The sequence below is a fragment of the Methylorubrum populi genome (assembly GCF_002355515.1).
Classification (GTDB): Bacteria; Pseudomonadota; Alphaproteobacteria; order Rhizobiales; family Beijerinckiaceae; genus Methylobacterium; species Methylobacterium populi_A.
Window position 1 is genome coordinate 2,853,944 of record NZ_AP014809.1, and the last position, 21,531, is coordinate 2,875,474.

Sequence of the window (21,531 nt, forward strand, 5' to 3'; positions counted from 1 at the left end):
CGCGGTGCGGCATCCCATGGCTCTGCTTTCTCTCGACGACCTCGCTCCCGGCCAGGAGTTCACGGCCGGTCCGATCACGGTGAGCCGGGACGAACTCGTCGCCTTTGCGCGGGTCTACGATCCCCAGCCCTTTCATCTCGACGAGGAGGCCGCCAAGGGCACTTTCGTCGGCACCCTGATCGGCTCCGGATGGCAGACGGCGGCTTTGGGCATGCGGCTGTTCGCGCAGGCGCTGATCTCGCACTCGACCTCGATGGGCTCGCCGGGCATCGCCGCCCTGCGCTGGCTCAGGCCCGTCCTGCCGGGGGATGCCCTGAGCGCCGTCATCCGCGTCGAGGAGGTCCGCCCGTCATCCTCGAAGCCCGACCGCGGCATGGCGCGGCTCGCGATGACGCTGACGAACGGGCGCGGCGAGGCGGTGATGACGCAGGCCTTCGCGGTCCTGTTCGCGCGCGCCGGGGCCGTGCCCGCCCCGCGTCCGGTCGACCTCGCGACGGAGCGCGGACCCGTGACGGAGCCGGACGACGCGGTGCCGCTGCCTTACCTCGCCGACGCCGAGCTCGGCCTGGCCCGCGACCTCGGTGCCCACCGCTTCGAGGCGGACGACATCATCGCCTTCGCACGGGCCTACGATCCGCAGGTCTTCCATCTCGACGCACAGGCCGCGCGGGCCACGCATTTCGGCGCGCTCTGCGCCTCGGGCTGGCAGACCGCCGCGGTCTGGATGAAGCGGCTCAACGCCACCTTCGCCCGCGACATCGCGTTGACCGCCCGCTCCGGCCCGGTGCCGCAACTCGGCCCCTCGCCGGGCTTCAAGGACCTGAAATGGCTGCGGCCGGTCTATGCCGGCGACACCATCCGCTACGCCAGCACGCTGATCGACCGGCGCGCCTCCGCCTCGCGGCCGGGCTGGGGCATCGCCACGCACCGCAACACCGCCGAGAACCAGCGCGGCGAGCCGGTCTTCGAATTCACAGGCACGGTGTTCTGGCAGTGGGAGCCCTCGGCCGCATGAGCGCCCCGTCCGCCCGCCGGATCCTGGTCGCGAGCTTCGTCGGCACCGCGATCGAGTTCTACGACTTCTACATCTACGCCACCGCCGCCGCCCTGGTGATCGGGCCGATCTTCTTTCCCCAGGGCGAACCCGGCGTTCAGACGCTTCAGGCGTTTGCGACCTTCGCCATCGCCTTCCTCGCCCGGCCGATCGGGGCGGCGGCCTTCGGCCATTTCGGCGACCGGATCGGCCGCAAGGCGACCCTGGTCGCCTCGCTGATGATCATGGGCCTGTCCACGGTGCTGATCGGTTGCCTGCCGGGCTATGCCAGCATCGGCTGGTGGGCGCCGGCCCTGCTCTGCCTGCTGCGCTTCGGCCAGGGGGTCGGTTTCGGCGGCGAATGGGGCGGGGCGGCCCTGCTCGCGGTGGAGAACGCGCCGCCGGGGCGCCGCGCACTCTACGGCATCTTCCCGCAACTCGGCGCGCCGATCGGCTTCATCGCCGCCAATCTCCTCTTCCTCGGGCTCAGCGTGGCATTGAGCCCGGCGGATTTCGAGGCTTGGGGCTGGCGGCTTCCGTTCCTGGCCTCGGCCGCCCTCGTCGGCGTCGGGCTCTATGTCCGCCTCAAGCTCACCGAGACGCCGGCCTTCCGCGCCGCCCTCGAACAGGCCCCGCCGGAGCGGGTGCCGCTGGCCACGATCTTCTCCGCACATCTGCGCGCAACGCTGCTCGGCACGCTGGCGATGGTGGCGGCCTACGCCGTCTTCTACCTCTCGACGGTGTTCGCCCTGAGCTACGGCACCGGCACGCTCGGTTACGCGCGCAAGACCTTCCTGCTGTTCGAGTGCGTGGCAATCCTGTTCATGGCGCTGGCGATCCCCCTTTCGGGCTGGTCCGCCGACCGGTTCGGCCGCAAGCCCGTGATGGTCTCGGGTCTTGCCGTGACGGGCGCGCTCGGCGCCGTTCTCGGGCCGATGCTCAGCAGCGGCGATCCCGCCCTGGTCCTCGGTTTCCTCTGCCTCGCTCTCTTCGCCATGGGCTGGATCTTCGGGCCGATGGGCGCGCTCCTGCCCGAACTCTTCCCGACCCGGGTGCGCTACACCGGCGCCTCCGTCACCTACAATCTCGCCGGCATCGTCGGCGCGTCGGGTGCGCCCTTCGCCGCGCAGTGGCTCGCCAATTGGGGCGGCATCGGCCTCGTCGGCCTCTACCTCGCAGCCGCGGCGGGGATCAGCCTCGCCGCCATCGCCCTCATGCCGGAGACCGGTCGCGACGCCTGAAGCCGAGGGGCGCTCGATTCTCGACGGGCGGTCATGCTTACGGCGAATGGATTGCGCACGATTTAGATTGCGCACAATTCAGTTTGCCGGTAATCACAGCCCGAGCCGAGCGGATCGGCCTCGTTCAACCCTGATCACGAGGACAGACCCATGACCGTCGATGTGAAGTACCGCACCACCGCCTCCGCCACCGGCGGCCGCGACGGCTCCGCCCGCACCGAGGACGGCAGCTTCCAGGTCCAGCTCTCGACCCCGAAGGAACTCGGCGGCGCCGGCGGCCCGGGTGCCAACCCCGAGCAGCTCTTCGCGGCGGGTTACTCCGCCTGCTTCATCGGCGCCCTGAAGGTCGCCGGCGGCCAGCTCAAGCTGAAGGTTCCGGCCGAGACGACCGTCACTGCGAATGTCGGCATCGGCCCGCGCTCCGAGGGCGGCTTCGGCATCACCGCCGACCTCAAGGTCAGCCTGCCGGGCCTCGACCGTGCGGACGCCGAGCGCCTCGTCGAGGCCGCCCACCAGATCTGCCCGTATTCCAACGCGACGCGCGGCAACGTCGATGTCGGGCTGACGGTGGCCTGACCCTCACGCTCCCGCCTCATGCGCCCTCGGCTTCATCGCCGGGGGCGGCCTCGTTTCAAGGTCCCTCGATCGTCCGCTTCTGCACCCCGCCCCGCGCCATCTGAGGCTTCTTCGCGCTGAGGATGCGGGAGTTCACACCGGTCCAGCCGATCTCGCCGGAGAGCCGGCCGTACTCGATCTTCGGGCAGCGGTTCATGATCACCGTCACGCCCGCGGCCTCGGCCCGCGAAGCGGCCGCGTCGTCGCGCACGCCGAGTTGCATCCAGATCACCTTCGGCGGCACCGGCAGCGCCAGCGCCTCATCGACCAAAGGGCCCGCCGCGGCGGAATTGCGGAAGATCTCGACCATGTCGACCGGCCCGGTCAGGTCGGACAGCCGCGCGATCACCGGGCGGCCGAGCAGGGTCTGACCCGCCAGTCCCGGATTGACCGGCGTCACCGTGTAGCCGCGCTCACTCAGATATTTGAAGACGATGTAGCTCGGCCGCGCCGGGTTGGCCGAGGCACCGACAAGGGCGATCGAGCGCGTCGCCTTGAGCACGGCGCGGATCTGCGCATCGGGGTAGCGGTCGTGCCGGGTGGCGATGCCTTCGGGCGCGGTGTCGATCGTCGGGATCATGCCGCTCTTGTCCGCCATGCGCTGACATGCTGCAAGGCTCAGTCATGAGCGAGACCGTGATGAGCCTGGAGGAAACCGCTGCCTTTCTGGAGCGCGATTTCCCGCAGATGAATGCGGGTGGGCGCCACTTCCATCTGGAGGCGGTGGGGCCGCTCTCGGCGCGGATGCGTCTCGATTATCATGAGCGCCACCTGCGCCCCGGCGGCACGGTCTCCGGCCCCTCCATGATGGCGCTGGCCGACTACGCGCTCTACGCGGCGATCCTCTCGAATATCGGCCCGGTGGCGCTCGCCGTGACGACGAATCTGAACGTCAACTTCCTGCGCCGGCCCGGCCCCGCCGCGCTCGTGGCCGAGTGTCGGCTGCTGAAACTCGGGCGGCGCCTTGCCGTTGGGGAAGTCGCCATCCGCAGCCAGGGCGGCGAGGCGATCGTCTGCCACGCCACCGGCACCTACTCGATCCCGCCGGAGCGGTGAGGCGGTGGAGCCGCGCGCGGCTCGGCGGCAGGCGCTACTCCGCCGGTGCCGCGAGCGGCGTTGCCGGAGTCCGCGGCGGGGCATCGGTCGGGCGGGGCTGGTAGCCGAGCGTTTCGGGCATGAACAGCAGGTAGAGCGCGAAGCCGACCGCCGCGATCGCCGCCAGCACGAGGAAGGCCGCCGAGTAGCCCGCCCCCACGATCACCACGCCGGCCAACGTCGCGCTCAGCGCCGCGCCGAGACCCTGCGCCGTCGCCGCCGCACCCTGGGCGACGTTGAAACGGCCGGTGCCGCGGGTGAGATCGGCGACCACGATCGGGAACAGCGCGCCGTAGATGCCGGCGCCGACGCCGTCGAGGCACTGCACCGCCACGAGGTAGAAGGGGTTGTCTGAGAACGTGTAGAGCACACCCCGCAGGGCCAGGACGCCGAAGGCGACCAGGAAGATCGGCTTGCGTCCGAAGCTGTCGGCCTTGGCACCCACCAGCACCGCCATGGGCACCATCACGCATTGCGCCGCGACGATGCAGATTGCGATCAGCGACGTCGCGTTGTCCTTGCCCACGACCTTGGTGAGCAACTGCCCGACCGAGGGCAGCATCGCCGCATTGGCGAGATGGAAGGCGGCGCAGAGAAGCGCGAACAGCATCAGGTGTCGGTTGCGCAGCAGCAGGCTGAGTCCCGACGGCTGCTCGCAATTCTGGTCCTCGGCGCAATCGAGACCGCGGGCGAGATCGTCGTCGATCTCCTCGCCCGGCACCATCAGCATCGCGGCGATGGAGGCGGCGGCGAGAAGTCCCATCAGCCAGAACACCACCACGGGTCCGAACAGGTAGGCCAGACCGCCCGCGAGCATCGCCGAGATCGCGTTTCCGGCGTGATTGAACCCTTCGTTGCGGCCGATGCGCTTCGAGAACAGCTTGGGTCCGACGAGGCCGAGCGTGATGCCGGTCAGCGCAGGCGCGAAGACGGAGCCCGCCATGCTGGCGAGCGCCTGCGTGCCGGCCACCAGCGTGAAGTTCGAGATCCAGGGTAGGACGAGGCAGCTCAGGGTCACGACGACGGCTGCGGCGATCACGACGCTGCGCTTGGCATTGGTGCGGTCGATCAGCGCGCCCGCAGGCGTCTGGGCCAGCAGCCCGGCAATGCCCGCAATCGTCATCACCAGGCCGATCGTGGCCTCGTTCCAGCCCTGCTCCGGCCCGCGCACTGCGAGCAGGTAGATGGCGAGGTAGGGGCCGAGCCCGTCGCGCACGTCGGCGAGGGTGAGGTTGAGCAGATCGAGACCGAGCAGGGCGCGCCGGGAGGGCTCGCGCACGGTGGAATCGGGGGAGGCGGGCGACGAATGTGTTTCGACAGGCATCGGCAGTCCCCACGGGCAAGCGCGACGTCTCGGGTCCAGATCGCAGCCTCATGAGGACAGCAACCCGGTCATTCGCGTTTCGATTGCCCGGTTCGCCTCCGAAGAGGGCGAGGGGCGACGCGATTCCGGCGCTAAGTCTTGCTTGGCCCGTTCGTTCCAGGTGCGACGATTTCTAATCCCGACGCCTTGATCACATCTTTGTGCAGCGCGGCGAGCCTTGCGGCGTAAGCTATTGCCTTCCGATCAGAGGTAACGACGCTTTAGCCATGGAGGGATCCGGGCTCATCCTCGCGGTGGCTGCGAAAGGTTTGGTTAGCGCGCCGCACCGAGAGAGGTAGGCCGACACACAAGAAACGACGCCGATGCCCCCCTCCGATGACGAGAAGAACCGGGCGAAGGATGGGGGCGTGCCGCCGGAATCCCGATCGCGGCGCCGGCTGCGACTTCCTTTGGCCCGTCACCTCCGCTCGGCCCGGAACTGGATCGCGCTCGGTGTCCTCGCGCCTGTCGGCATGCTGGTGCTCTCGGCCATCATGCTGCTCGATCTGCGGCGCGACGCCTGGGAGAAGGCCGAGCAGACCTCGAAGAACCTGCTCCAGGTGATCGAGCGCGACATCGCCCGCAACATCGAGATCATCGACCTGTCGTTGCAGGCCGTCGTCGACAACATCAAGGCACCCGGCGTCGCCGAGATCAGTCCGGCCCTGCGCCAGTTGGTCCTCTTCGACCGCGCCACGACCGCCCGCGACATGGGCGTGATGCTCGTTCTCGATGAGAACGGTGACAGCATCCTCGATTCCAATGCGGTGCCCGCCCGGCGCGTCAACAACGCCGACCGGGGCTATTTCCAGCTTCATAAGGCGAACGCCGATCTCGGCCTCCACATCAGCCCGCCGCTGAAGTCGCGCCTGCTCGGCGAAACGGTGCTCGTGCTGAGCCGCCGGATCGACCGGCCGGATGGCTCCTTCGGCGGCGTGGTCCTGGCGAGCCTCAAGCTGTCCTACTTCAGCACCCTGTTCGACCGGATCGGGCTGGGGCGGGAAGGCGGCATCAACCTCTACCTGCGCGATGGCACGCGCCTGATGCGCTATCCCGCCGTGGAGGCCGATATCGGCGCCAACATTGCCGGGGCGCCGACCTTCCAGCGCTTTCTCGCCGAACATAGCGGCAGCTTCAGGGGCCTGTCCGTTCGCGACGGCGTCGAGCGGTACTATGCCTACACGCAAGTCGGGGATCGGCCGCTCATCCTCAACGTCGCGCTCGGAACCCATGAGATCGAGGCGGAGTGGCAGGCTAAGGCCGCGGTGCTCGGTCTGGCCGTCCTCGTCCTGTGCGGTTTGACCGTGCTGCTCTCGCTCCTGTTCGGACGGGAGCTGCGCCGGAGCGCGACGATGCAGGCGGAATTGGCCAAGCTCGCGCGGACCGATTCCCTGACCGGATTGGCGAACCGGCGGCAGTTCGAAGAGGCGTTCGAGCGAGAGTCCCGCGCGTCAGCGCGCACTGGCCGGCCGCTGGCGTTGCTCGTGATCGATGCCGATCACTTCAAGACCTTCAACGACCGCTTCGGCCACGCCGTCGGGGACGCCGTGCTCAGAGGTTTGGCGGATACGCTGATGCGGAGCGTGCGCCGGCCGGGCGATCTCGCTGCCCGCATCGGCGGGGAAGAATTCGCCGTGCTGATGCCCGGGACCGATCGTGAAGGGGCGGGGCGGGTCGCGGCCGCCATCCACGACACCACGCGAACGCTCATGCTGCCGTCCGCCGGGATCGGGCCGGGCTCCGTGACCGTGAGCATCGGCCTCGCCGTGAGTTCGGCGGGCGGTGCGGCGGACCTCTTTCGTCGGGCGGATGCCGCACTCTACGAGGCCAAGAGCGGAGGGCGCAATCAGACCCGTTCTGCGTCCGACGGGGCGAGTGTCCCGCCGCCCGACCGGCAGAGTCCCCGGCTCGCCGCCATCTGAGAGCGCCCCGCGCGCCGATTTCGTCGGCGCGCGGGTGAGCCGGGCACGGCGCTTCGCCTACGGACAGGGGTGACGGGCGCCGTCATTGCCGAGATAGGTACCGCTCCGAGCATCGTAGGAGCGGAAGCGGCGGGCGCAGGCCGCCACGGCCTCGGGATCCGGGCCGCCCTGAACCACGACCGGGGCGGCCTGTGCCTGGGAGTTGGCGAGAGCGCCGCCGAGGATCGCCCCCGCCGCGAGACCCGCGACGCCCGCGCCGACGGCCGCCCCGACACCCGGACCCCGCCGATAACCCCGGCCGTAGCCGTAGCGGCGATGACCGTAATGGCGGTGGCCGAAGCGGCGGTATTGGGCGTAGCCGGTCGGGAGATCGCTCCGGACCAGGGCCTCCACCGGACCCTGCGGCGCCGGAGCGGCCGATGCGGGCGCACCGGCGAGCAAGGCGGCAAAGGCAGTGAGCGCGAAGGTCGACTTCATCAGTTAAGCAACTCCGTGATCATCCATGAGAGAGGCCGTGAACGAGAGCGCTGGTTCCGCCAGCGCTCACTTTCTCTCTGCAAACGTGCGGGCGGCATCATCGCATCCGGCCCTCCGGCCCGGTGGCCGTGAGGACCGGATCCCCGGTTACGGCCTCTCGCATCAATCGCGGAAGGTCAGGGGCGCCGGCTTCGGCGCGGCCAGGAGCCCGCCGAGGAAGGCGGCGATGGCACCGAGGACCAGAGCGATCGAGGCGTAGAGCGCGCCCTGGGTCGCGACCGACTTCGCCGTCTTGGCCGCCTCTTCCGCCTGCTTCTTGGCGCTGGCCACCGCCTGTTCGTACTGCTTCTGATAGTCCTGAACCTGCTGACGCGCCTGATCGACCGGGATGTTCTGAGCCTTGGCGAGCGCGTCGGCGGCGCGGCTCTCGGCCTGCTGCTTGTCGGCGGCATCACCCGAGAGCAGGGCGCGCATCGCCGAGACGGCCGCGTCCCGCGCAGCCTGCGGATCCTGGCCCGCCGCCTGATCCTTCACCCGCTGCTCGATCCGGTCGAGCGGGTTCGGGATCTTGGTCAGCGACGGAGCAGCGGCCTGCGCCGCGGTCTGGACGGATCCGCCGACGAGATTGCCCGCTCCGCCCAGGGCCGAGCCCACCGTGCCGACGGCGGTCCCGACGACGCCGCTCGCGGCGGACGTTAGCAGGTAGAGAACGACGAGCGTGGTGACGACCCAGGACACGAGGCCGTGCAGTCCGGCAATTCCGCGAAGGGGCTTGCCCGCGAGGCGGCCGGCGACCAGACCGCCGATGAGCGACGCGACGATGCCCGAGCCGACGAACCAGGCACCGGCGCCGAGGGAGAACGTCGACGCGGTCGGATTCTCGGCCGTGTCGAGCCCGACCGAGGCGAGGCCTGCGGCCACGCCTGCGAGGTTGACGACGACTTGCGCCACCAGAGCCGTCGCGGCGCCGGCGAAGACGGCCCCCCAGGAGACTTGGTTCAGGGCGACCGTTTCATGTGCGACGCTCCGCGTGCCGTCCACGGACGAGGGTTGGAAACCGGAAGGATAGGTCACGCTGAGACTCCGAAGTCTGCGGCGGTTCTCGGAAGAGAGCCGGGCCTTAGTTGCGTCCGCGGACGAGGAGACCGAGGCCGAAGCCGATCAATCCGGCGACGAGCAGGGAGGCGTGCGGCCACTCGGCCGACCGTTCGTGACCCTCCTGCAGCGTGCGGCGGCCGCGATCATAGATGTCCTCGGCCGCGTCGTAGGCCTCGTCGGCAACGTGCCGCGCAGTGTCCTTGGCCTGTCCGTAGAGGCTCTCGGCCCGGCCGGCGGCTTCGCGCACCCGGCCTTCGACGGAATCGTCTCGGGAGCCGGTCAGATCGCCGAAGGCGCCCTGAACCTTGCCGCCCAATTCCCGGGCGGCCCCTGTGATCCTATTGGTATCGACCATGGTCGCGAACCCTCGCTCCAAGATAATGGTGTCGCTCCGCCCGTCACGGACGCAGCGCCTTCTCCCGCCGGCCGTGCGCTCGACACGGCAGCGGTGCACGAACGGGTTGCAAACCCGCTGGTTCCGGCGCCGCCGAACGGATCCACAGTCACAATCGCGACAGGGCTCGGCACAGTTTCAACGGGTGACGCCGCGCGCGGTGCCCGTTGCGGCGTGATTGCGTTCAAGGACGGTTCAACCAGCCCGCCCTAGATCTCGTGAACCGGCGCGGCGCCCCGCCGCCCGAGATGTCGGGAGATCGACATGCGTTCCAACCTTCTGCGCACCTTCACGATCCTGATCGGCCTCGCCGCCGCCCCCGCACTCGCGCAGGCGCCGAGCCCGGCCACGCCGCCCACCACCGCGAAGCCGCCCGCGGCCGCGCCGGCCACCCCGCCGGCGGCTGCGCCGAAGGCCGATGCGAAAACGGATGCGAAGGCTGAGCTGATCGACATCAACTCCGCCAGCGCCCAGGAGCTGAGCCAGCTCAAGGGGATCGGCGAGGCGCGCTCCGCGGCCATCGTCAAGGGCCGCCCGTACCGGGGCAAGGACGAGCTGGTTCGCAAAAAGATCCTGCCGGAATCGGTCTATGCCGGCATCAAGGATCAGATCATCGCCAAACAGAAATAGCGTTTCACGTCCCCGGCTGCGGAGGTGGGCTATCGGGACGGCGCGCGCGATGCTACGCGCCGCCGGACCCGATCTTTGAACACGCTCGATCAACGATGCCCGCCGCCCATTCTCGGATCCTCCTGCATCACGGCGACCTGCCGCCCGATTTCGTGCCCGGCACGGCGATCGCCATCGATACCGAGACCCTGGGGCTCAACCCGCACCGTGACCGGCTCTGCGTCGTGCAGGTCTCTCGCGGCGACGGCAGCGCCGACGTGGTGCAGATCCGGCCCGGCGATCCGGCGCCCGAGCGGCTGGCGGCCATCCTCGCTGACCCGCAGGTGATCAAGATCTTCCACTTCGCCCGGTTCGATCTCGCCGTGCTGTTCAAGGCCTTCGGCGTGATGCCGGCACCGGTCTATTGCACCAAGGTCGCGTCGAAGCTCGCGCGGACCTACACCGATCGGCACGGCCTCAAGGACGTTGTGCGCGAGCTCGTGGGCGTCGATCTCTCGAAGCAGCAGCAATCGTCCGATTGGGGCGCGGACGCGTTGAGCCAGGCCCAGATCGATTATGCGGCCTCCGACGTGCTCTACCTGCACGCTGCCCGAGAGCGGCTCGACGCGATGCTCGCCCGCGAGGGGCGCGCAGAGATGGCGCGGGCCTGCTTCGACTTCCTGCCGACCCGGGCCCAGCTCGACCTGGCCGGGTGGCCCGAGGTCGACATCTTCGCTCACGCCTGAGTCGCGCCCGCACTTCGACGCCCGCCGGATCCGCAAAAACGGGCAATGCCGCCGGACAGGCGAGGTGAGATCGGCTCCGGCAGCGATGCCGGCCAGCAACGCCCGCGCGGAAGAGTGCCGAGGCGCGGCGTTTCGCGCTGCTTTCGGTGCGGGGGCACACGCGGGCGACGTTGATCATTTGTCGAAGACGAGGCCATAACTTCGCCACCGCACCGGGGCATCCGGCCGGCAGGGCGCGACCGCGAGCGCGCCGACCCTTCAGGAACGCGATGCAGGCGGCCGACACCATTCAGACGGAGACGGATCTCCTCGCGCTCGCCGCGAACGAGAACGCGCGTCGCAGGCGGGCGCACGGGCGGGCGCGCCGGCACAGTGCGCAGGTGCGCACGTTGCGCCGGGTGATCCCCGTCGCCGCCGGACTCGCCGTGCTGGGCCTCGCGGGGATCGTGCTGTGGAGCCCGCTCTCCGGCAGCATCCCCAACGTCTCCATCGGTCCGATCAGCGTCTCGGGCACCAAGGTCACGATGGAGAACCCGCGCCTGTCCGGCTTCCGCAAGGGCGAGCGCGGCTACGAAGTGGTTGCCGACGCCGCGCAGCAGGACGTGCGCAAGCCCAGCATCATCGAGTTGCAGGCCATGAAGGGCCACGTCGCCACCGACGACAAGGGCGGGCGCGCCTACCTCCAGGCCCAGGGCGGCGTGTTCGACTCCACCCGCGAGTCGCTCAATCTCGAGAACGACATCCGCCTGTGGACCGATAAGGGCGAAGAGGTCCGCCTCTCCGTTGCCACCGTCGATTTCAAGACCGGGAGCTTGCGCTCCTCCAAGGCCGTCACCGTGACGGTGCCGTCGGGATCTATCGTCGCCGACACCCTCGATGTCGTCGAGAACGGCCGGGTCATCTCCTTCGTCGGCCGCGTCCACGCCGTGTTCCACGGCGAGGATGGCGAGAAGGAGAGCGGTGCCAAGGTCGCCGCGCGGGCGGACGTCGAGCGCATCCACACCTCCGCGGCGGAACCCACGCGATGAAGCGGTGTCTCGGTCCGGCGCTCGCCGCCGGCCTCGCTCTCCTGCTGGCCCCTCTCTCGGCCCAGTCCGTTGCCGCCGCACCGGCCAAGGAGGCCGCCAAGGATACGGCGAAGGAAAAGGCCGCGCCGCTCGGTACCGTCGGCGGCGGCAAGGGGCCGATCAAGATCGATGCCGATCGGCTCGACGTGTTCGACAAGGAGAACAAGGCGATCTTCGCCGGCAATGTCGTGGCGGTGCAGGGCGAGAGCACGATTCGCTGCTCGGCCATGACGGTCCACTACAAGCGCGACAAGGACAAGGATCCGGGCAAGGACGCCGCGAAGGGTGATCCGAAGGCCGAGACGCAGGCGGCCGAGGACGCGAAGGCCAAGGCGGCGATGGGCGGCAGCGGCATCCGCAAGGTCGAGTGCGCCGGCCCCGTCACCGTCGCGCAGAAGGATCAGGTCGCCACCGGCGATAACGCGGTGTTCGATCAAGAGGCCAAGCGCATCGTGCTGACCGGCAATGTCGTGCTCAGCCAGTGCCAGAACGTCACCCGCGGCTCTCGGCTCGTCTACGACATGGCGACGGGCCGGGCGAACATGGACCCGGTGGCGGGCGGTCGCGTCTCCGCGATGTTCGTGCCCGGCGAGGGGGGCGACGCCAAGGGCGGGCAGGCCGGCGGCCAGCCGAAGGGCTGCACCCAGCCGGCCGTGGCCGGAAAGCCGGGTTCCAAGGCCGCCGAGAAGCCGGCCGTGAAGACGCGGGCGCAGGCGAACTGACCGTGACGGGAGCCGGGATGCCTGCGGGCGTGCCGCTGCGGGCGGTCGTCGAACCGAGGCCGGCGAGAAGCGGCCGCAAGGGCTCGTGGCTCGGTCGCCTGTTCGGGCGCGGTGGCTCCACGCCGCAGGCCGCGCCCGACCCCGCGCTCGCTGAGGGGGGCGGTCCGGGCGTGCTGCACGTCCGGGGCCTTCGCAAGAGCTACGGCGCGCGCACCGTCGTCCATGAGGCGGGGCTCACCGTCCACAACGGCGAGGCGGTAGGGCTGCTCGGGCCGAACGGCGCGGGCAAGACCACGATCTTCTACATGATCACCGGTCTCGTGCCGGCCGATCGCGGCTTCATCAGCCTCGACGGCATGGAGATCACCCATCTGCCGATGTATCAGCGCGCCCGGCTCGGCATCGGTTACCTGCCGCAGGAAGCCTCGATCTTCCGCGGGCTGTCGGTCGAGGACAACATCCGCGCCGTGCTGGAAGTGGCCGAGCCCGACCGCAGGGCGCGCGAGCGCAAGCTCGACTCGCTGCTCGAGGAGTTCGATATCGCGCGGCTTCGCAAGTCGCCCTCCATCGCCCTGTCGGGCGGCGAGCGTCGCCGCTGCGAGATCGCCCGGGCGCTCGCCTCCTCGCCGACCTTCATGCTGCTCGACGAGCCCTTCGCCGGCATCGACCCGATTGCGGTGGGCGACATCCAGGACTTGGTGAAGCACCTGAAGCAGCGCGGCATCGGCGTGCTCATCACCGACCACAATGTCCGCGAGACGCTGGGCCTGATCGACCGCGCCTACATCGCCCATTCCGGCCGTATCCTCACCGAGGGCACGCCCGAGCAGATCGTGGCCAATGAGGATGCCCGCCGGCTCTATCTCGGCGAGGATTTCCGGCTCTGATCTGGCCGGCCCGCGCGGCAGAGGCCGCCGGGGTGCCGTCGATCGCCGTCTTGAAAATGAGGCGATAGCGGTAACGGCCCCTGAACTACGCGCGCCGATGCCCAGGTCGTGCGCAAGGTTTTCTTGAGCCTTGAAATGCAATCCATCCGCAACGTCTCACGCAGTGCGTGTAGAGGTTTCGCGGGGCTTGATCGGTGCAGGTCTGTGGCGCTGCTGCCCACCCAAGTGGAATTCAGGGTGCGGATGCCAATCAGACTTTGACGAGCGGTTCGGATGGGGCTAGACCTAAACAAAGGAGAAGCAAAGAACGTGCCGAATGTGGTGCGGCTCACGCCTGGGCTGCGATTTGTCAACAATTTCTGAGAGTTGGACGTCGCGATGAGTCTGCTGCAACGGCTTGAAATGCGCCAGGGCCAGTCCCTGGTGATGACGCCGCAACTGCTGCAGGCGATCAAGCTTCTCCAGCTCTCGCAGCTCGATCTCGCCGCCTATGTCGATGCCGAGCTGGAGCGCAATCCGCTGCTGGAACGCACCGAGGGCGAGCCAGCCTCCGAGCGCGAGGCGCCGGAGGCAACTGGCGACGGCGAGTACGAGGGCGGCGACGGGCCGGAGCCCGAGGCGTGGCTCGCCTCCGACATGACGCCGAGCCGCAGCGAGATCGAGGGCGACCTCGACACGCGCCTCGACAACGTCTTCGCCGACGAGAATCCCGCCCCGCGCGAGAGCGGGACCGGCGACATGCTCTCGCTGACGCCCGCGCCCTACGGCAATACCGGCGGCAGTTTCGACGGGGAGCTTCCCGATTTCGAGGCGTCGCTCACCGCCGAGACGAGCCTGCGCGAGCACCTCGCCGCCCAGCTCGACCTCGCGACCCGGAACCCGTCCGACCGGCTGATCGGCAGCTTCCTCATCGATGCGGTGGACGATGCCGGTTACCTGCGCGAGGACATCGACGGCGTGGCCGAACGGCTCGGCGCCTCGCTCGACGACGTCGCCCGCATCCTGAGGCTCGTCCAGACCTTCGACCCGCCGGGCGTGGCCGCCCGCGACCTCGCCGAATGCCTCGCGATCCAGCTCCGCGAGCAGGACCGGTTCGATCCGGCGATGCAGGCCCTGGTCTCGCGCCTCGACCTCGTGGCCAAGCGCGACTTTCCGGCCCTGCGCCGCCTCTGCGGCGTGGACGACGAGGATCTCGTCGAGATGCTGGCCGAGATCCGCCGGCTCGACCCGAAGCCGGGCCGCGCCTTCGGCTCGCACGCCGTCGAGGTGCTGGTCCCCGACGTGTTCGTCCGCCCGGCGCCGGACGGATCCTGGCTGGTGGAGCTGAACTCGGAGGCGCTGCCGCGGGTGCTGGTCAACCAGAGCTACTATGCCCGCGTCTCCAAGGGGGCGGTGGCGGATGGCGACAAGGCGTTTCTGTCGGAGTGCCTGCAGACCGCCAACTGGCTCACCCGCAGCCTGGAGCAGCGGGCGCGCACGATTCTGAAGGTCGCCACCGAGATCGTGCGCCAGCAGGATGCCTTCTTCCTCCACGGCGTCGCCCACCTGCGCCCGCTCAACCTCAAGACCGTCGCCGAAGCGATCGGCATGCACGAATCGACCGTCTCGCGGGTGACCTCCAACAAGTCGATCGGCACGAGCCGCGGCACCCTGGAGATGAAGTACTTCTTCACCGCCGCAATCCCTGGCGCCGCCGGGGCGGCCGCCCATTCCTCGGAAGCCGTCCGCCACCGCATCAAGCAGCTCGTCGATGCGGAAGCCTCGGATGTTCTGTCCGACGACGCGCTGGTGCAGCGCCTGCGCGACGAGGGCGTCGACATCGCCCGCCGCACCGTCGCGAAGTACCGCGAGTCGTTGCGCATTCCCTCGTCGATCGACCGCCGCCGGGCGAAAATGGCCTCCGCCGCCCGCTGACACCGGGTGCGGAGAGGCTACCCGAAAGCCTTGTGCCGGCTCGCCTTCGCGTTGACTTGACCCGTCCCCCTTTCTAACTCTCGAAGCCCTCGGGAGGAAAAGCGGAGACGTCGATGGCAGGTTTGCGGGTGACGGGGCATGGCCTCGATCTCGGTACGGCTCTGCGGGGCCGGGTCGAAGACCGCATGGCGGCGACGCTTTCGAAGTACCTCGATCCGCATATGAGCGGCACCTGCACCGGGCATGTGACGCTGCGGCGCGACGGCACCGCCTACCGCACCGATTGCGTGCTGCATCTCGTCACCGGCCTGACACTCGAAGCCTCGGGCGCCGCGCACGACGTGCATGCGAGTTTCGAGCAGACCGCCGACAAGCTCGAGAAGCGCCTGCGCCGCTACAAGCACAAGCTCAAGACGCACAGTGCGCCGAGCCCCAACGGAGCGGAGATCGAGGCGGCCTACGCCGTCTTCGCCGCGCCCGACGAGGAGACCGACGACGAGTCGTTCGAGGCGGAGGAGGGCGACCATCCTCCGGTCGTGGCCGAGAGCACCCGCACCTTGAAGCGCCAGTCGGTCAGCGAGGCCGTCACTGCCCTCGACATGACCGGGGCTCCGGTGGTCGTTTTCGTTCACGCTGGCACCGGGCGCATCAACGTCGTATATCGGCGCAGCGACGGCGCGATCGGGTGGGTCGATCCTCCCGCCGATCGGGGTTGAGGCACGGCCCCGTTTCGGATCACCGCGGGCGGGGAAGCGAGCGTCCCTCACGAAGTTCCGGCTGCACTCCCGCCGCCGGACGAGGGACCGCCCGGATCCTTGACGCGAGCGGCTCGGTGCCGGGGCCACCCGTCCCGGGGGCGTGCATGGGAACGCGGGACCGCCGGATGGATCCCGCCGACGAGGCGTTAAGTTTTCATGCCGATGCTCGAATTCCTGAACCCGGACTCGGTCGTCTCTGCCTTGCGCGTGCGGGACAAGAAGCACGTGCTCCAGGAGCTGGCCATTCACGCCGCCCGCCGCCTGCCGGGCCTGTCCGACCGCGACATCTTCGAGACCCTGCTTCAGCGCGAGCGCCTCGGCTCCACCGGTATCGGCGACGGCGTGGCCATCCCTCACGGTAAGCTGGCGCAGCTCGACCGCCTGTTCGGCCTCGTCGCCCGGCTGGAAAAGCCTGTGGACTTCGATGCCCTCGACGGCCAGCCGGTCGATGTCGCCTTCCTGCTGCTCGCCCCCGAGACGGCGGGTGCCGACCACCTCAAGGCCCTAGCCCAGGTGGCCCGGCTTCTGCGCGAGCCCGGCATGCTGGAACGGATCCGCAGCGCCCGCGACGCCACCGCCCTCTACGCTCTGCTGGCCAACGGCCCGACGACGCAGGCCGCCTGATCATGCTCGTAGTCTCTGCGCGTACCGCCCTGGTTCTGGCGGCGCTTCTGGCTCCCGGCACCCTGCACGCTCAGAGCGATGCGGCCTGTGCCCGCGACGTGCTGGTGGCCGGTTCGATGCAGAGACAGGCGATCGAGCAGCTCGAAGGCGGGGGCGAAGACGAGGCGAGCCTCTGCCGCGTCTGGCGCCGTCACGTCGAGACCATGCGGCGGATCGCTGGCGTCTACGGCCGCTGCCTGTCCGGTCCCGAGCGGACCGAGCGCCTGTCTCAGGTTCAGGGCTCGGAAAAGGAGTTCGCGGGCCTCGTGCGCAGCCGCTGCCGCGGCCTGTGAAGCGCGGCGCCGACGCCCGGCGCGATCACCACCCGAACGGCAGGCCCGCACGTCGCCCGGGCGACGCGCGATTTGCTTCGCGACGCGGGCGATCGAACGTCGTCCGAGCCGCCCGGCGGAGCCGAGCGCGGCTGTTCGCGCCGTGCAATTCGTGCATGATCGCTGCAACCGCCCGTGAGCCTCATCCCGGGCCCCACCGGTCCGGAAGCTGATCGCGCGTGCCCCCCTTTCCCTTCACCGCCATCGTTGCCCAGGAGGAGATGAAGCGGGCGCTGCTGATCGCGGCCGTCGATCCCTCGATCGGCGGCGTCCTGATCTTCGGGGACCGGGGCACCGGCAAGTCCACCGCCGTGCGGGCGCTGGCGGCGCTGCTGCCGAAGATCCCGGCGGTGGCAGGCTGCCCTTATTCCTGCGCGCCCGACAGCCCGGCCGAGGCCTGCCCGCACTGTGCCGGGCAGAGGGGCGAGGGCAAGAGCGGGAATAGGATCAAGACCCACCTGATCCCGGTGCCGGTGGTCGATCTGCCCCTCGGCGCCACCGAGGACCGGGTGGTCGGCGCCCTCGATTTGGAGCGGGCGCTCACGCGGGGCGAGAAGGCGTTCGAGCCGGGCCTCTTGGCGCGGGCGAACCGCGGCTTCCTCTATATCGACGAGGCGAACCTGCTCGAGGACCATCTCGTGGACCTCCTGCTCGATGTCGCTGCCTCCGGCGTCAACACGGTGGAGCGCGAGGGCCTGTCGCTGCGCCACCCGGCCCGCTTCGTCCTCGTCGGCAGCGGCAACCCGGAGGAGGGGGAACTGCGCCCGCAGCTTCTCGATCGCTTCGGCCTCGCCTGCGAGGTGACGACGCCCACCGAGATCGCCACGCGCATCGAGGTGGTGCGGCGGCGCGACGCCTACGAGCGCGACAGCGAGGCGTTCTGTGCCGCCCAAGCCAAGGCGGAGAAGGCACTGCAGAAGACGATCCTGTCCGCCCGCGAGCGGCTCGGCGGCGTGAGCGTGCCCGACGCGGTGCTGGAGAGCGCAGCCCGGCTCTGCCTCGCGCTCGGCACCGACGGCCTGCGCGGCGAACTCACGCTGATGCGCACCGCCCGGGCACTCGCCGCCCTCGACGGGGCGGGGACGGTCACGGCCGCGCATCTGCGGCAGGTGGCGCCGAGCGCGCTCCGCCACCGCCTGCGCCGCAACCCCCTCGACGAATCGGGCTCCACGGCGCGCGTGGCGCGGGCCGTGGAGGAGGTGCTGGGCGCAGGGTGACCCGCGCCGTCAGTCGTCCTGGTCGATATCCTTGTCGAGGATCAGCTTCGACTCGACCGTCGTATCGGCCTTGAGCCGGTAGACCAGCGGGATGCCCGTGGCGATCTCCAGGCTGGCGATGGTCTTGGTGGTCATGCCGTCCAGCACCATCACCAGCGCCCGCAGCGAGTTGCCGTGGGCCGCGACCAGCACCCGCTCGCCCGACATCACGCGCGGCAGGATCGTCTGGATGTAGTAGGGCAGCACCCGCGCGGCGGTGTCCTTGAGGCTCTCGCCGCCGGGCGGCGGCACGTCGTAGGAGCGGCGCCACTCGTGGACCTGGGCATCGCCCCAGCGCTCGCGCGCGTCGTCCTTGTTGAGGCCGGAGAGATCGCCGTAATCGCGCTCGTTCAGCGCCTCGTTGCGGATCGTCTCCAGACCGCCCTGACCCATCTCCTCGAGGATCAGCGCGCAGGTGTTCTGGGCGCGCCGCAGGTTCGAGGTGAAGGCTACGTCGAACTGCGTGCCCTGGGCCTTGAGCCAGCGTCCGGCCCGGCGTGCCTCGGCAACGCCGAGCTCCGTCAACTCCGGGTCGCGCCAGCCGGTGAACAGCTTCTTCAGGTTCCACTCGCTCTGGCCGTGCCGAGCGAGGACGAGCAGGCGCTCCATGGGACGGGTCTCTCCGGAGAAGGTCAAGGCGAGGCCGCCACGTCACGGGACCTCGCCAGCATGGGCCGGGCCTCTACCAGAGGCGGCGACACCTCCCAAGCCCAAGCCTGACGTTCCGCCGGAATCGTTATTCCGACGAAGGTCTAATCCCTCAGCCCCAGCACGTCGTCCATGCCGTAGAGGCCCGGCGGCTTGTCGAACGCCCATTGTGCGGCCCGCACGGCGCCGCGGGCGAAGATCGCCCGGTCCTCGGCGTGGTGGGAGAGGGTGATCCGCTCGGAGGGACCGGCGAAGATTACGCTGTGGTCGCCGACCACCGAGCCGCCGCGCAGAGTCGCGAAGCCGATATCGCCGGGCCGCCGCGCGCCGGTATGGCCGTCGCGGGTCGAGACGCGGGTCTCGGTGAGACGCACGCCGCGGCCCTCCGCCGCCGCCTCGCCGAGCAGCAGGGCCGTTCCCGAGGGCGCATCGACCTTCATGCGGTGGTGCATCTCCAGCACCTCGATGTCGAATTCCTCGCCCAACGTCGCGGCGACCTTGCGCACGAGGCCGGCGAGGAGGTTGACGCCGAGCGACATGTTGCCCGAGCGCACGATGCGGGCATGGTAGCTGGCCGCCTCCAGCCGCTTCAGGTCGTCCGGCGAGAGCCCCGTGGTGCCGACGACATGGACGATGCGGGCCTGCGCCGCGAGTTCGGTGAAGGCGACGGTCGCGGCGGGGGCGGTGAAGTCCAGGACACCGTCGGCCGCTACGAACAGGGAGAGCGGATCGTCGCTGACCGTCACGCCGAGATCGCCGATGCCGGCCAGGCGTCCGGCATCCTGTCCCAGGGCGGGCGATCCCGGGCGCTCGACCGCGCCGTGCAGCGTGCAGCCCTTGGCCTCGGCGACCGCCCGGATCAGCATCCGACCCATGCGCCCCTCGGCGCCGACAACGACGAGCTTCATGATGGTCGACTTCCCGCTCCGATGGATGCCCGGCTCTCGCCGGGCCATTTGTCGCCCGAAAGGCCGCCGTTGAACCGTCCGCCTAGACCCGTTGCGATGCGATCAGCGGTCCAAGGACATCCGATACACCGTTGACGGTGATCTGCGTGCCGACACACAGCAGCAGGAATGCCGAGAGCCGTCCGAGCACCCGCGCCCGCACCGGCCCGATCAGGGTCACGACCCGGTCCGCCGATCCGTAAGCGACGCGGATCATACCGGCAATGGCCATGGCCGCCAGCGAGGCGCCGATGAAGAAGCCGGCGAGGTCGCCCGGCTCCGAGGGACGGTTGGCGCCGAGCGCGATGGCGACCGCGATGGTGCCGGGTCCCGTGGTGAAGGGGAGGGTGAGCGGGAAGAAGGCGACTTCTGCGAGGTTCTCGCCGGCCTCCGGCTCGGCCTCGGCATGTTTGCGGGCCTCCCGCGTCTCGGGCGCGTTGAGCAGGGTCCACGCAAAGGCTGCCACGAACAGGCCGCCGGCAATGCGAAGCGCTGCCAGCGACACGCCGAAGAAGTTGAGGATCGGGGCGCCGGCCCAGAGGGCAGCGAGCATCACCAGGGCGGCGTAGAAGCCGATGCGGCGCGACAGTTCCGCCCGCTCCGCCTGCGAGCGGTCCGCGGTGATCTGCGCGAACATCAGCGCCGAGCCGACCGGATTGACGATGGAGAACAGGCCGGACAGCGCGAGCAGGAAGCTCGTGAGCACGGTCTCGAATCCGATGGATGCCAGCATGCGGGCCCGGCTCGGCAGATCGCGGGAGGGGAGCGGGCTTTAGCCCGGCTGTCCGGCCGGCACCAGCACCCGCGCCGGCACGCGGCTCTCCAGGCGGCGGACCTGCCGCACCGCGACCGGCCGGTAGAGCTGCTTGGTCGCATCGACCACATGGAGGCCGGCGAAAGGCATGGCGAGGCCGGTACCGAACCGCTCCCAGGCCGCGGCGGTGCGCAGCCAGAAGCGGCTACGGATCGGCGGCATGTAGAGGGTCTCCGCCCAGCCTTCCGGCGAGAACAACGTGTCGCGCATCAGCCGCGAGAGCTGCGAGCGGCTGTAGGGCTGGCCGTGGCCAAAGGGCGTCGCGTCGCGCCGCGCCCAGACGCCGGTGCGGTTGGGGACGACGAGGATCAGGCGCCCGCCCGGTGTCAGCACGCGCCAGACGTCGGCCAGCAATTCGCTCGGGCTCTCGACGGCTTCGAGCGCGTGGACGAGGATGACGCGATCGACCGCCGCCTCGGGAAGGGGCAGCATGGTGAGGTCGGCGAGCGCCGTCACCGAACGGCCGCTGGAGGGCCAGTTCACCACGCCTTGCGTCGCCGGCATGAAGGCGAGCGTGCGCTCGGCGATGACGTGGACCGGGCCGAGATAGGGCGTGACGTAGCCGAGCCCGAGCACGCGCAGGCCCGAGACCGAGCCGAGGAAGCCGTGAATGGCTCGGCCGACCACGCGGTGGGTGACGACGCCGAGCGGCGAGGCGTAGAAGGCGCGCAGGTCCGTGACGTCGAGGCGCATCGGATGGGGTGCCGGCACGGCCGGTTGTCCTCCACGAGACGGATGTCGCAAGGCTGATGCGGCATCAATGGGGATCGCGGGCCCGTCCGGCAAGCGGGGGTGACAAGCTGGTTCGGCAAGTCGGTCCGGCAAGTCGGCGAAGTCCGCCAGCGCGACGCGCGCAAGCGTGGCAGTGCTCCGGCTTTGGAACCGTGACGATCCTGCAACGGTTCCGAAGCCGGCGCGTCCCGCGCTCGG

At 69.8% G+C, this 21,531-nt stretch carries 24 protein-coding genes; 15 read left to right on the forward strand and 9 right to left on the reverse strand.

Annotated features, from left to right (window positions below; translation table 11 throughout):
- Positions 1–16: 16 nt before the first annotated feature.
- From MPPM_RS13050 to MPPM_RS13060, 3 genes are all read left to right on the forward strand, one after another.
- Positions 17–1,015 carry a MaoC family dehydratase gene (locus tag MPPM_RS13050; protein WP_096487839.1) on the forward strand — a complete coding sequence of 333 codons (999 nt, stop codon included), beginning with the start codon at positions 17–19 and terminating at the stop codon, positions 1,013–1,015.
- Positions 1,012–2,274 carry an MFS transporter gene (locus MPPM_RS13055; protein WP_096487838.1) on the forward strand — a complete coding sequence of 421 codons (1,263 nt, stop codon included), beginning with the start codon at positions 1,012–1,014 and terminating at the stop codon, positions 2,272–2,274. Before MPPM_RS13050 ends, MPPM_RS13055 begins: the two co-directional genes overlap by 4 nt.
- A 150-nt stretch (positions 2,275–2,424) precedes the next feature.
- Complete coding sequence (locus tag MPPM_RS13060; RefSeq protein ID WP_096485441.1) at positions 2,425–2,850, forward strand: organic hydroperoxide resistance protein; 426 nt, start codon at positions 2,425–2,427, stop codon at positions 2,848–2,850.
- Between the two features lie 55 nt (positions 2,851–2,905).
- On the opposite strand, the gene MPPM_RS13065 is transcribed toward MPPM_RS13060, so the two are convergent.
- Complete coding sequence (locus MPPM_RS13065) at positions 2,906–3,469, reverse strand: CoA-binding protein (RefSeq protein ID WP_157914314.1); 564 nt, start codon at positions 3,467–3,469, stop codon at positions 2,906–2,908.
- 44 nt (positions 3,470–3,513) lie between these two features.
- Between MPPM_RS13065 and MPPM_RS13070 the strand changes: the two genes are divergently transcribed.
- Positions 3,514–3,945, forward strand: a complete 432-nt coding sequence (locus tag MPPM_RS13070) for a PaaI family thioesterase (RefSeq protein ID WP_096487840.1) — start codon at positions 3,514–3,516, stop codon at positions 3,943–3,945.
- A 34-nt stretch (positions 3,946–3,979) separates the two neighbouring features.
- Here the strand turns inward: MPPM_RS13070 and MPPM_RS13075 are convergent, their stop codons facing one another.
- Entirely contained in the window at positions 3,980–5,308 is a 1,329-nt protein-coding gene (locus tag MPPM_RS13075) for an MFS transporter (RefSeq protein WP_096485443.1), read from the reverse strand.
- A gap of 362 nt (positions 5,309–5,670) precedes the next feature.
- On the opposite strand from MPPM_RS13075, the gene MPPM_RS13080 reads away from it, so the two are divergent.
- Complete coding sequence (locus tag MPPM_RS13080) at positions 5,671–7,269, forward strand: sensor domain-containing diguanylate cyclase (RefSeq protein ID WP_096485444.1); 1,599 nt, start codon at positions 5,671–5,673, stop codon at positions 7,267–7,269.
- A gap of 57 nt (positions 7,270–7,326) precedes the next feature.
- On the opposite strand, the gene MPPM_RS13085 is transcribed toward MPPM_RS13080, so the two are convergent.
- The 3 genes from MPPM_RS13085 to MPPM_RS13095 all read right to left on the reverse strand — a co-directional run bounded on the left by MPPM_RS13085 (position 7,327) and on the right by MPPM_RS13095 (position 9,199).
- Positions 7,327–7,746, reverse strand: a complete 420-nt coding sequence (locus MPPM_RS13085; RefSeq protein WP_096485445.1) for a BA14K family protein — start codon at positions 7,744–7,746, stop codon at positions 7,327–7,329.
- Between the two features lie 162 nt (positions 7,747–7,908).
- Positions 7,909–8,820 carry a PhnA-like protein gene (locus MPPM_RS13090; RefSeq protein ID WP_096485446.1) on the reverse strand — a complete coding sequence of 304 codons (912 nt, stop codon included), beginning with the start codon at positions 8,818–8,820 and terminating at the stop codon, positions 7,909–7,911.
- 46 nt (positions 8,821–8,866) lie between these two features.
- Positions 8,867–9,199: a CsbD family protein gene (locus MPPM_RS13095; protein ID WP_096485447.1), complete on the reverse strand. Its 333-nt coding sequence runs from the start codon at positions 9,197–9,199 to the stop codon at positions 8,867–8,869.
- 303 nt (positions 9,200–9,502) lie between these two features.
- Here MPPM_RS13095 and MPPM_RS13100 point away from each other — a divergent pair, with 303 nt between their 5' ends.
- The 10 genes from MPPM_RS13100 to bchI all read left to right on the forward strand — a co-directional run bounded on the left by MPPM_RS13100 (position 9,503) and on the right by bchI (position 18,153).
- Complete coding sequence (locus MPPM_RS13100) at positions 9,503–9,868, forward strand: ComEA family DNA-binding protein (RefSeq protein WP_096485448.1); 366 nt, start codon at positions 9,503–9,505, stop codon at positions 9,866–9,868.
- A gap of 95 nt (positions 9,869–9,963) precedes the next feature.
- On the forward strand, positions 9,964–10,593 hold the full coding sequence (locus MPPM_RS13105; RefSeq protein ID WP_096485449.1) for a ribonuclease D: 630 nt from the start codon (positions 9,964–9,966) through the stop codon (positions 10,591–10,593).
- Between the two features lie 269 nt (positions 10,594–10,862).
- Positions 10,863–11,621: a lipopolysaccharide-assembly, LptC-related protein gene (locus tag MPPM_RS13110; RefSeq protein WP_096485450.1), complete on the forward strand. Its 759-nt coding sequence runs from the start codon at positions 10,863–10,865 to the stop codon at positions 11,619–11,621.
- The gene (locus MPPM_RS13115; protein WP_096485451.1) at positions 11,618–12,382 is read left to right on the forward strand and encodes an LptA/OstA family protein; all 765 of its coding nucleotides are present in this window, start codon (positions 11,618–11,620) and stop codon (positions 12,380–12,382) included. The genes MPPM_RS13110 and MPPM_RS13115 overlap by 4 nt, the downstream gene beginning before the upstream one ends.
- Positions 12,383–12,399: 17 nt before the next feature.
- Positions 12,400–13,269, forward strand: coding sequence for an LPS export ABC transporter ATP-binding protein (gene lptB, locus MPPM_RS13120; RefSeq protein WP_096485452.1), 870 nt, complete (start codon positions 12,400–12,402; stop codon positions 13,267–13,269).
- 378 nt (positions 13,270–13,647) lie between these two features.
- Positions 13,648–15,183, forward strand: coding sequence for an RNA polymerase factor sigma-54 (gene rpoN, locus MPPM_RS13125; RefSeq protein ID WP_096487841.1), 1,536 nt, complete (start codon positions 13,648–13,650; stop codon positions 15,181–15,183).
- A gap of 113 nt (positions 15,184–15,296) precedes the next feature.
- Positions 15,297–15,899, forward strand: a complete 603-nt coding sequence (gene hpf / locus MPPM_RS13130; protein WP_096485453.1) for a ribosome hibernation-promoting factor, HPF/YfiA family — start codon at positions 15,297–15,299, stop codon at positions 15,897–15,899.
- Positions 15,900–16,097: 198 nt separating this feature from the next.
- The gene (ptsN, locus tag MPPM_RS13135; RefSeq protein WP_096485454.1) at positions 16,098–16,565 is read left to right on the forward strand and encodes a PTS IIA-like nitrogen regulatory protein PtsN; all 468 of its coding nucleotides are present in this window, start codon (positions 16,098–16,100) and stop codon (positions 16,563–16,565) included.
- Positions 16,566–16,567: 2 nt separating this feature from the next.
- Positions 16,568–16,897 (forward strand): hypothetical protein, encoded by a 330-nt coding sequence (locus tag MPPM_RS13140; RefSeq protein ID WP_096485455.1) that lies wholly within the window; start codon positions 16,568–16,570, stop codon positions 16,895–16,897.
- 218 nt (positions 16,898–17,115) lie between these two features.
- Positions 17,116–18,153 (forward strand): magnesium chelatase ATPase subunit I, encoded by a 1,038-nt coding sequence (bchI, locus tag MPPM_RS13145; RefSeq protein WP_096485456.1) that lies wholly within the window; start codon positions 17,116–17,118, stop codon positions 18,151–18,153.
- A 9-nt stretch (positions 18,154–18,162) separates the two neighbouring features.
- On the opposite strand, the gene MPPM_RS13150 is transcribed toward bchI, so the two are convergent.
- The 4 genes from MPPM_RS13150 to MPPM_RS13165 form a co-directional block, all read right to left on the reverse strand.
- Positions 18,163–18,801, reverse strand: a complete 639-nt coding sequence (locus MPPM_RS13150) for a 2,3-bisphosphoglycerate-dependent phosphoglycerate mutase (protein ID WP_017485778.1) — start codon at positions 18,799–18,801, stop codon at positions 18,163–18,165.
- Positions 18,802–18,944: 143 nt separating this feature from the next.
- Positions 18,945–19,748, reverse strand: a complete 804-nt coding sequence (gene dapB / locus MPPM_RS13155) for a 4-hydroxy-tetrahydrodipicolinate reductase (RefSeq protein ID WP_096485457.1) — start codon at positions 19,746–19,748, stop codon at positions 18,945–18,947.
- An 82-nt stretch (positions 19,749–19,830) separates the two neighbouring features.
- Positions 19,831–20,520, reverse strand: coding sequence for a MarC family protein (locus MPPM_RS13160; RefSeq protein ID WP_096485458.1), 690 nt, complete (start codon positions 20,518–20,520; stop codon positions 19,831–19,833).
- A gap of 39 nt (positions 20,521–20,559) precedes the next feature.
- Complete coding sequence (locus tag MPPM_RS13165; RefSeq protein WP_096485459.1) at positions 20,560–21,294, reverse strand: class I SAM-dependent methyltransferase; 735 nt, start codon at positions 21,292–21,294, stop codon at positions 20,560–20,562.
- Positions 21,295–21,531: the final 237 nt, after the last annotated feature.